This is a genomic window from Companilactobacillus tucceti DSM 20183 (genome assembly GCF_001434665.1).
GTDB lineage: Bacteria > Bacillota > Bacilli > Lactobacillales > Lactobacillaceae > Companilactobacillus > Companilactobacillus tucceti.
In genome coordinates, this window is sequence record NZ_AZDG01000005.1 from 21,185 (window position 1) to 31,222 (window position 10,038).

The following is a 10,038-nucleotide window of genomic DNA, read 5'->3' on the forward strand; positions in this document are numbered from 1 at the left end:
GATAACTCCTTTTAATCGTCTAATTCATAAGTGATTCTCACACCTACACGTGTTCCCACATAGATGTTTTGAAACTGCAGATTTTCATCGGCCAAAAGTTTCAAAATAGCATCTTTATCTGAATAATTAAATCTAACACTCATACCACATCCAGCTGAAATCTTTCCAGGTGTCGAAATTATGCTGGTTTCAAACTCTTGTTTACTCTTTAAAAGTTCGTTGGTAGATATAGCTTGATGCGTTGTTGAGAATGTTAGTAATCCAAATTTTTGTTCCATTTTATCTTAGCCTCTAATCTGGTCTTACAATACGATTCTGTTGTCTCATCATTTCAACAATACTGAACATATTGGTTATGGTACCAACAGCTAGTTTATCTTTCAAATTGAAGTAATCGAGACATGCTCCACAACCCATTACTTTTACGCCGGCTTCTTCAAGTGCTTTCAAGTCAGTTAAATAATCTGATCCTTCAACAAGTAGTTTTACACCACCGTTATAGCAAAGGATCTTATCTGGTAGAACATCTTGTTCAGTTAATGAGGATACGAATCCATGTAGGAGATTCCTACCGAGGGTATCGTCTCCATGTCCCATTATGTCTGTATTGATCACAACAATATACGCATTGCCTTGGTCATTGAGGGAAGAACTTTCGGCTTGGTCATGTGATTTTTCAGTTTTCTTTAATGTGACAGTGAACTGATTATTCTCACCATTTTTTACGTCATAGTCGTAGCTCTTTTGGTCCGCCAACTTCTTAAGGTTTTGTGGTGCCATGTCATCGTTTACTAATATTTCAACTTCATCAGTCTTTTTTAAAGCCTTCTTAGCCATAATAATTGGTGCTGGACAAACCTTATCTAACGCATTAATTTTTTCCAAAATTACACTCTCCTTATTTAACTATGATTTCTGAATCACCCTTCGGTACAATCTTACCAATTTTTGCACTGGGAAGCTCCAACTGGCTTAATTTGTCCAATATCTCATCGGTATATTTAGGATCAACACTAAACATGAGCCCGCCTGATGTCTGGGGATCATACAGGATCTCTTCTAGTGCTGGATCATCGAAGGTGAAATCGATCTTGCCTTCTAAGAAGTTACGGTTACGTTGTCCACCGCCAGTTACTAATAACTCTTCGGCACAATCATATGCGGAAGGGATAATCGGAATATTAGTTGAGTCTAGCTCAGCTGTATATTCGTCATGTAAAAATTCATTTAAGTGACCTAATAGGCCAAACCCTGTTATGTCTGTACATGCTGTAACAGGATAATCTCTAATTATTTCTGCAGCATATTTATTTAATGTAGTCATACTCTTAATGGCTTCATTAAACTCCTCTTCGCCAATTTGTTCAGCTCCATATGCAGTCGTGATAATACCAACACCTAAAGGCTTGGTTAAAATCAAATCATCACCTAATTTACATGTGTCATTTCTCAAAATTTTCTTAGGTGAAACAATTCCGTTAACTGAAAGGCCATACTTTGGACGATGATCTTGGATGGAGTGACCACCGGCTAAAAAGCCACCTGCTTCAGTTACTTTTTCAAGTCCACCTTTTAAAATTTTGTGTAAAATAGACTGATTCATTTCCTCAGGGAAACCGACTATATTCAATGCCGAAATTACAGAACCACCCATTGCCCAAACATCACTAAGAGCATTTGTGGCTGCAATTTGGCCGAATAAATACGGATCACTTACCATTGAAGGGAAGAAATCAATTGTTTGAATAATTGCAGTGTCATCATTTATTTTCAAAATAGCAGCATCATCTGTTGTTTCAAAATCAACCATTACATTTGGTTTCTTATCTTGATGAAGATCCTTCAAAATATTCTCTAATTTTCCAGGACCAAGTTTCGCATTACATCCACCACAGACAATCAATCTATCAGCTGTATCCATAATAATATCCCCCCATATAATTTTTAAAAAACCTCAATTAAAAACTAAGCTGCGTTCTTTTGTTTGATACCTTGATAAAGCATTGATAGGCCAGTATATGTAACAACAACAATAATTAGCCATGTTAGAACAGTAAGGTCAAGACTCTTAACGAATGTTACGGCAATAACAACACCGATAATACCGCCAATTGTGATACCCATACTACCACGTCTGTTGTAGTCTCCTGATTTAACGAATTCTCTACTTGCGACTGGCATAAGAACAGCACATGAAGCCATCATAATAGGGAATGCTACGGCTGGATTCATACCTAACATATAAACCAAGGCCATACATGGTGCATACAATCCAACACCAGCTGTCATAAGTGCACCCAAGATAAAGTTAACAACAACGGCAATAACTAATTTACCGCCATGAAGACCTAGGGCTGTATTACCAGCACCTAAAGCACTAATAACGCCTAATTGTGATAGAAGCATTAAAACAGCTGTTAAGAATAATGCAATACCCATGATAATTCTAATAATTTTTTCATTAAATTTTGTCATAATCTTTGAACCAGTAAATGATCCAATAGCAGCTGCGGCAACCATTGATAACAATGTTGCACCTTCCATTTTAATGGCATCAATAAATAGAAATGCCTCTGTGATAACTGGAATGGTACAGGCAACTGTAAGTGTACCTGGGATCAATTTATCTGATTTCAAATATTTGGTAACTTTTAATAGCAAAGTAGTTGGTGCGTAACTTCCGATACCCAATGTATCTAAAAAGTTAGTAATAAATCCAATAACCCCGGCTACAACAATGTTTCCGTCGTTTTCATGTCTGTGTTTGTAATAATCGGCGAAAAAGATAATAGCGAAGTAAATTAAAACTACTGCTAAAATAATTTGAACAACTAAAACCACGGCGTTTCCTCCTCTACTACTTCAGTTCGAAACCTTTTGATAATGGGTCTGTTGGGTCGAACATGAAATTATTAAATCCTGTGATCCAGGCTGAACCAGTAACTTCTGGAATAACTGCTGGTAATCCGCCCTCTTCTACTTCCTTAACAACACGGCCGTAGAATTTAGTTTCTAGAATACTTTCATAAACGAATTTTTCGTCAATATCAAGTTTGCCTCTAGCATGTAATGTAGCCATCTTAGCACTTGTACCAGTACCACAAGGTGAGCGATCAACTTGACCATCACCAAAGACAACAACATTTTGAAGTGTTGATTCGTCATCCTTTGGTTCACCATACATTTCAACTAAATCAACAGTCTTAATGTGGTCCAAAGTTGGATGTTGAATTTCAACTTGGTCATTAACAGCATGCAAGATCTTCATACCTACATCTGCTAATTTTTGTGAATTTTGTGGTTCAATTTTTTCGTTAATTTCTGAAACTGGCAAAATTGCGAAGAAACTTCCACCAAATGAGATGTCCAAAGTAACTTCCCCAACATCAGGAACATTTACTTTAACGTCTTTCTTGTATAGGAATGATGGTACGTTTTGGAATGAAACGCTTTCTACTTGTAGTCCTTCTTTAAGATGTGCAACAGCGTGAACTAAACCAGCAGGTGTATCTAAGACAACCTTCTTTTCAGTTGCGCCTGGTTCAACATCAACCATTCCTGTTTCAACGATAGCTGTAACAGCAGCAATTGTGTTGTGACCACACATGTTTAAATAACCACCAGTATCCATGAAGACAATACCAAAGTCTGCTTCTGGATTGCATGGTTCAAGTAAGAAAGCACCGAACATTTCATGATGACCACGTGGTTCTAACATGAGTGATGTTCTAATATCATCATAATGATCAATTAAATATTGTTTCTTTTCAGCAATTGTATTTCCTACTAGCTTTGGAATACCACCAGTAACAATTCTAGCTGCTTCTCCAGCTGTATGTGAGTCAATTGCAGTCATGCTTCTACTAAATTGCATTATAATTCCCTCCTATTTTGTAACTTGTCCATCTTTTCTCATTTTTAATTTTAAGAGTCCCAACGCTTTATGAGCGTCTTTTTCATTAAGATTATTTTCACCAACAACTTCAGTTTCGGTTCCACTCTTAGATTTATTAATATCAAGCACAAATTTTGTGTGCTCGTTTTCAACCACAAATCCCGCTTGTTTACCAATAAACTTCAGCCCGACTATACTAATACCTTTGTTACCAATTTCCGTCATGGTATTCATGAAATCCACATCGGAATTTCCCCAACCATCGGCTGAAATAATGGCACCATTAGTACGCATAGCTTCAAGCCAAAAAGCAGTCCTTCTACCTACTAAGTTCTTCAAGTAATTATCTTGAGGAGTACCTACAAGAATAACTCCTTGAAAATCTACATCAGGGTCACTAGAAACGACTCTGACTAGTGGATCATGAAAATGATGCATGGTTGTTTCTTTTGTTGAAGGTCCAATACCCATTTCATTACCTCCTAAACTAAGGCATGAATAGCGCCATCGCGGTACTCATTCGCAGAAAGTAGAATGGGCATATTATCCATGTCAATAATGGAGATACCTTTTTCAATACCGCCTGGCTCTTTTGCAAAAACCATATTGTCATACATGGCGCCTTGTCCGGCTACTTCTTTAACGATAGCAACCTTAGGTTTGCCAGGATGCTTAATATCTTCATAGTCAAAACTTTCAGCCGCTTCACGTCCGTTTAAAATTTTTAAACTTTCACGTATTGGCTGTAAGAATTGATCCGCAGTATTAAACACCATTTCACAGGTTTCCCGATTGAACTCAAAGTCTGATTTTAAGATAACATCGATTAGAATAACCACATCATCAGAGCTTGGAGTTCCATCTGTGTCAAACTTAATTTTCTCGTCAAGATAACCATTAGAAGAACCAAATTCATGTAACTGTACACCAGTTTCATCGGCACCAGTAAGAATGACACTGACTCCAGTCAATGTATTCGACATGCCATAGCCAATGTTACCCAATACTTTTGTGGAAATTGGGATAACATCCATAATCGTATTTATCTTAAAATGACAATTTTTGGGATCAACCAATTTAACTGTGACTGACTTTAATCGGTCATCAATACTAAACAAAGGATGATCTGGTATTTCCAAACTGTTATTTGTTAGATGATACTTTGGTCCAATTGTGACATCTTGCATTGAAAATGCATTTATAGTTAGAGTATTTTTATTCATCTTAAAATCCCCTTACTAACAATAAAAGGAGGGAATATATATACCCTCCTTTTATGGTCAAACTAGACCTTAGCTATATATTCATATGGTAAAGGCACAATTTTTCCTGGTGAATCAAGAATTTCTAATTGCTTCAAAGTATCCTTAACAATGCCTGTTTGCATTTCAACATTGTGAGGTTCACCTGCATTAGCACCCATTGGTACACGAGGAGCAGTTGCTCTAGGAGTACCATTTTGACGTACAACTGGAGGTAATGCGGCAATTAAAATTGTAGGAATCCCAACGGATTCGATTGCTCTCTGCACGATCACGGCAGATCTATGACAAGTTCCTCAACCGGCAGTCATAATTACGGCGTCAACATCTTCGGCCTTTAATTTTTTAGCAATTTCTGGACCAGTTTTATCTGTAAAGGCTTCGATGTCACCACCACCACCCATGAATCCATATTCAACGGGTGCTAGGCCTTTGATAAAGCCAGCTTTTGCAAGTTCACGCAATCTATCGATTGGGAACATACAATTAATATCTTTATTAACATCACTGTTATCGTATCCACCATGTGATACCATCAAATCTTCCGCTTTTGTATCCCAAGGGATCTCACGGTAAGTTGTATCACCGGCTAGATTAAATCTTTTATCACTCTTTAGATGAACACCGGCAGCCGTAGCAATTCCGATCTTCATATCTTTCAGCTCTTTTTTAACAGGTGCCCAAACAGGCTGAGGTGTGATAGGAACATAAATCTCTGACTGTAAGCCATCATACTTCTTTAAGGACATTATTCTTCCTTCCTTTCCTTAGTACGCTGTTTTATCTCAGCTTGATGCTTTTTATAATCATCAATAGCTTTCACGTAATCTGCATTCGGGGTTTCGGATAGGACTTCGGGATAGGACATTAAGAATCCTACTTCATGTCCAACTTGTGGTTCATGTTCAGAAATCAACATTCTCTTAGGTATTTTAAGAGTACCCAATCTTCCCTTCAATTCAATCATGACACCTGCATCTGTAACTTCTGAAATAATACCTTCAAAAAGTTTTTCTGTAGATGCGTAATTTAATAAATCGTAATTATCCATACCGATTACCCTTCATTCATTATTCTTTTTCGTAGATTTCAAGTCTCTTCTTGCTCTTTGGCAATGATTGCTCATTTGGAGCTCTGTCGATCTTGATATCGTCATGTTTTTCAATAACCTTAAGGTTATTTTCCTTAACATTTGGATTCCACTTACGTTCAGCTTTTTCAATCTTACCGCCAGCCATCTTTGTTTCCAACATAGCTAGAGCTCTGATTGCATCTTCTTGACATAATGTGTTATTCTCAAGAATTTCATTTTCAATACCTTGAGCTGATTTGTTATTATCAACCATTGCATCCATGTACTTGTTACCAACAACAAGAGCACCTTGAACGGCACAGTATGACATACCTACAACAGGAACGCCTCTTTGACCAATTTGTTCAATATGTGATGCGAAGTCAATATGGTTATTACCAAATCCTTCAGTTGTAACAATAGCACCATCAAGGTCCATTGCTTCAACTGTCATTCCAAGTCTCTTAGAAACATAGAATTTCTCAGTATTTGCTTGTGGTGAACCAACGAACAATACACCAACTAAGTCAATATCTTCATCTTCCATGGCTGCTTTAACCATAGGTTCACGCCAGTAGTGACGAGACATTTCCTTAGAAGCAGGTCCAATACATGTCAAAGCATGGATACCACCATCTAATACTTCAAGTGGTGATAACATAATTGGCAAGTTACCAAGGTCAACGTTAGGTTTAGCACCTAATGTACCAACAGGTTCAATAGGCATAATTAAGTTATCATGCATAGCACCTTGACCCATGATTTCCTTAACAATAACAACACGTTTTTGTTTTGGATGGCGTACTTGTTTTAGTTCTTCTTTGTCTGTAATTAGACTAGCATCAGCCTTTTTAAGGGCTTCTCTGATTTCTTGAGTAATAACATCAGCGGCTTTATGGGAAGCTAGAGGACCTACACGTTCCATGTTACGTCCTGCTTCAATTGTTACTTGAGCTTTAATTAGGATATCGCCTTTATCTGGTGAACCAGGACGACCCCACATAATATTCTTGCTCATTTCACCTTCAGATGAACCGAATTCACCAATTTGAACACCGTTTTCATCTGTACCTGTTAATACAAAGACTGCTCCATCGATAACACGTGTAACACCTGTACCGATTTCTCCTTCAGTCTTTGTAGCAATAGGTTGAACATCCATGATTGTTTCACTATATTTGTCATAATCGTCAGGTGTAATGATGTCTAAAGTCATATCTTTAACGATATCTTGAGTTTCAACAGCTTCTTCGCACAATTCCTTAGGTGTTCTAATAGTCAATGTTGTACCATTGATCTCTGTCTTGTCGCCAAATACTACTTTGTCGATTTTAACGTGATCACGTTCCAACTCTCTAACAACTTTAGCTTCAACTTCATCATCTGATGGGTCATCGCTTGAGTCGTCTGAAGCTGGTGTAGCTGCAGCATTACTGTCGGCAGCTAATTTAGCTTCACTTTGAGCTGCTGGTGCAGCTGATACTGCTGATGCCATAGGAACTTCTAGATGAATTCCTTTACCTTCGGCAATATCGATCTTGATCGTACCATTAGATGTGCTTGTCACTGAAGCTGGTGCAACTGTTGTATTTGCAGTTTCAACGTTTTCAGTAGCTGCAGGTGCAACTTCTGCATCTGCACTATCATCAGATGATGCATCGTCATCACTAGAATCGTCATCCATTGATTGAATATTATCAACATTTGCAGGTGTTAATGGAATAAGTGCATCTGTTGTTTTGCTCAATGTTGCGCCTAGTACTTGTCCGATTTTTAAAACATCATCTGGTATTTCGAGAAGTCCGGAATCTACGTAATCATCAAATAATGATGGATCTTCCAAATTTGGTGCTTCAATAGTAATTCCGCCCTCTGCTCTACAGCATAGGACAGCTGGATCATTAATATGATCCATGGCTGTTTCTTTAGTTATAGACATATCCTGTCTACCTCCCTTGAAAATTACTTAGATTGAAAATCATCTGGAAGTTTACGATATAGTCTATGACCTGCTGCTCTTAAAACGTGATCTGTAGAATGATAAACTGAAACTCCTACACGAGGAGCTACACCGGTTACGGTGTTTGTTCAATCTTGACATGTACCAGTCAAAATTGACTCAGCTCCTTCTTTCTTCATTCCAAGGACTGCATCAGCCTGTCCAGGACAAATTCCTGGAAGACTACAACGATATCTTCCATTTACTAAAACCATTCTCTTGCAACGACGGAACGAAACTACTTTTCCACCCATCTTATCAACTATTTCACGAAGACGAGGTTCCTGTCCACCACACTCACATTCAAGAATTCCAAACTTCTTGCCATGAGTATCAGGGTATGGCATTGCTACTAGGAATCCACTAGTTGTCTTTGTAACAGGTGTTTCTTCTGTACCAGTATGTCCAGTAAATGGACCACCAACAGTAATATCACCATGTGGATTAATGTAACCGCCAGATGCATCGATAAAGTGTTTAGCTGACAATCCGATTGGAATATTCTCGTATACAGTTGAATGTTCCTTAACTCGTCCATCAACAGTAATATCTTTATCAATAACAGGTTTTCTCAATTCGATAGCTTCGACAATTCTCTTAACTGTCTCAACATTTTGAATAATTGCATTAGCTTTAATAGGTAGTTCACCCGGTTTAAGAACTATATCGAGTAGTTGTCTAACAATAACTCTTTCGTCACCAGCTGGATACATATTTGTTAAGAATTTAACTTGAATGTTAGGTTCATTCTTGCATGCTTTACCAAGTGCAAGGACTGCAGCATGGTGCATTTTCTTAATTGCAATGTAACCAACTTTAGCACCTGTAATCTCTAGTAAGTATTTGATACCTCGAACAATTTGTTCTGGGTAGCGTTCTTCAACCTCGGTATTATGACAAAATAAAGGTTCGCATTCAGCGGCATTAACGATTAAATAACCTCCAGGAATCTTATTTGAAAGTTTAACTGCTGTTGGGAATCCAGCACCACCAGCACCTACAACACCTGCATTTTCGATTGCTTCTAGATAGTTATCAGTTTCAGGAAGTTTGACATAGTCTTCCATGTCTTGATCCTCATCAGGATCTAAAATAATTCTGTCATCCTCAATTGCTGTAACTGTACCTGTTAAACTACTGTGAATATTAGCACCTAAGCCATTTGGTTCTGCAATAAGTTCCCCTCTAAGAACATGTTGGCCAACTTCGACAATTGGTTTGTCTGGTGCACCAACGTGTTGCTTTAGTAAATATGTGACTTTTTCCATCATTTCACCTCCCTCCAAATATGATAGCGAAATGTTGACGTTTTCATTCGCAAGTTCATAGTATCACAAAATATTCATAATTTTAATAGCAATTTACATATTTATTTAAAAAATAAAAACACTTGACACACTACCATAATTGCATTCTTTGTAGTATAATGTCCGACTACAATTGTTAACACAATACATCACAATGTTATATTTTTATATACTATTGGAATATTTTTTATTCCTTGACACTTTTTTCTAATGCTACATTGAATATTGATTTTTTTATGCTATCATTATTTCTGGGAGTGGATAGGTTCTGGTGTTCCTTCTAGTCTTCAAAACTAGTATGAGGGGTTAGTAGCTTCTTAGGTGGGTTCGATTCCCACACATTCCCGCCAGAGAATATAAATTGAATTGTTAACAATTCAAATAAAAAACCTTATAGGAATATTCCTATACCAAAAAAAGGGGCTGTGACATATGTCACAGCCCCTTTTTACATTTCCGAACTTTTTTATAGCCTAAACGTGTAACAAAAGGCTGCAACCTCC

The 10,038-nt window shown here is 37.5% G+C and carries 12 protein-coding genes and 1 tRNA gene; 1 reads left to right on the forward strand and 12 read right to left on the reverse strand.

All coding sequences use genetic code 11. The annotated features are described in order from the left end of the window. Positions 1-11: 11 nt before the first annotated feature. The 12 genes from FC72_RS03235 to prdC form a co-directional block, all read right to left on the reverse strand. Complete coding sequence (locus FC72_RS03235) at positions 12-278, reverse strand: putative Se/S carrier protein (protein ID WP_057764737.1); 267 nt, start codon at positions 276-278, stop codon at positions 12-14. Between the two features lie 13 nt (positions 279-291). After that, entirely contained in the window at positions 292-885 is a 594-nt protein-coding gene (gene yedF / locus FC72_RS03240; RefSeq protein ID WP_057764739.1) for a sulfurtransferase-like selenium metabolism protein YedF, read from the reverse strand. A gap of 13 nt (positions 886-898) precedes the next feature. Further along, positions 899-1,921, reverse strand: coding sequence for a selenide, water dikinase SelD (gene selD, locus FC72_RS03245; protein ID WP_057764741.1), 1,023 nt, complete (start codon positions 1,919-1,921; stop codon positions 899-901). Between the two features lie 44 nt (positions 1,922-1,965). After that, positions 1,966-2,841, reverse strand: a complete 876-nt coding sequence (locus FC72_RS03250) for a TSUP family transporter (RefSeq protein ID WP_057764743.1) — start codon at positions 2,839-2,841, stop codon at positions 1,966-1,968. 16 nt (positions 2,842-2,857) lie between these two features. Then, entirely contained in the window at positions 2,858-3,874 is a 1,017-nt protein-coding gene (locus tag FC72_RS03255; RefSeq protein ID WP_057764745.1) for a proline racemase family protein, read from the reverse strand. A 12-nt stretch (positions 3,875-3,886) separates the two neighbouring features. Then, on the reverse strand, positions 3,887-4,366 hold the full coding sequence (locus FC72_RS03260; RefSeq protein ID WP_057764747.1) for a glycine/sarcosine/betaine reductase component B subunit: 480 nt from the start codon (positions 4,364-4,366) through the stop codon (positions 3,887-3,889). Positions 4,367-4,377: 11 nt separating this feature from the next. Beyond that, positions 4,378-5,118, reverse strand: a complete 741-nt coding sequence (gene prdD / locus FC72_RS03265; RefSeq protein ID WP_057764749.1) for a proline reductase cluster protein PrdD — start codon at positions 5,116-5,118, stop codon at positions 4,378-4,380. A 62-nt stretch (positions 5,119-5,180) separates the two neighbouring features. Continuing rightward, positions 5,181-5,432 carry a hypothetical protein gene (locus FC72_RS11175; protein ID WP_057764751.1) on the reverse strand — a complete coding sequence of 84 codons (252 nt, stop codon included), beginning with the start codon at positions 5,430-5,432 and terminating at the stop codon, positions 5,181-5,183. Positions 5,433-5,453: 21 nt separating this feature from the next. Then, the gene (locus tag FC72_RS11180) at positions 5,454-5,906 is read right to left on the reverse strand and encodes a glycine/sarcosine/betaine reductase selenoprotein B family protein (RefSeq protein WP_057764753.1); all 453 of its coding nucleotides are present in this window, start codon (positions 5,904-5,906) and stop codon (positions 5,454-5,456) included. Further along, the gene (locus FC72_RS03280) at positions 5,906-6,208 is read right to left on the reverse strand and encodes a CBO2463/CBO2479 domain-containing protein (RefSeq protein WP_057764755.1); all 303 of its coding nucleotides are present in this window, start codon (positions 6,206-6,208) and stop codon (positions 5,906-5,908) included. Before FC72_RS03280 ends, FC72_RS11180 begins: the two co-directional genes overlap by 1 nt. 19 nt (positions 6,209-6,227) lie before the next feature. Beyond that, entirely contained in the window at positions 6,228-8,168 is a 1,941-nt protein-coding gene (gene prdA / locus FC72_RS03285; RefSeq protein WP_057764757.1) for a D-proline reductase (dithiol) proprotein PrdA, read from the reverse strand. A 23-nt stretch (positions 8,169-8,191) separates the two neighbouring features. Beyond that, complete coding sequence (gene prdC / locus FC72_RS03290; protein ID WP_268871648.1) at positions 8,192-9,496, reverse strand: proline reductase-associated electron transfer protein PrdC; 1,305 nt, start codon at positions 9,494-9,496, stop codon at positions 8,192-8,194. A gap of 292 nt (positions 9,497-9,788) precedes the next feature. Here prdC and FC72_RS10715 point away from each other — a divergent pair. After that, positions 9,789-9,885, forward strand: a tRNA-Sec gene (locus tag FC72_RS10715). The last annotated feature ends 153 nt before the right edge of the window (positions 9,886-10,038 follow it).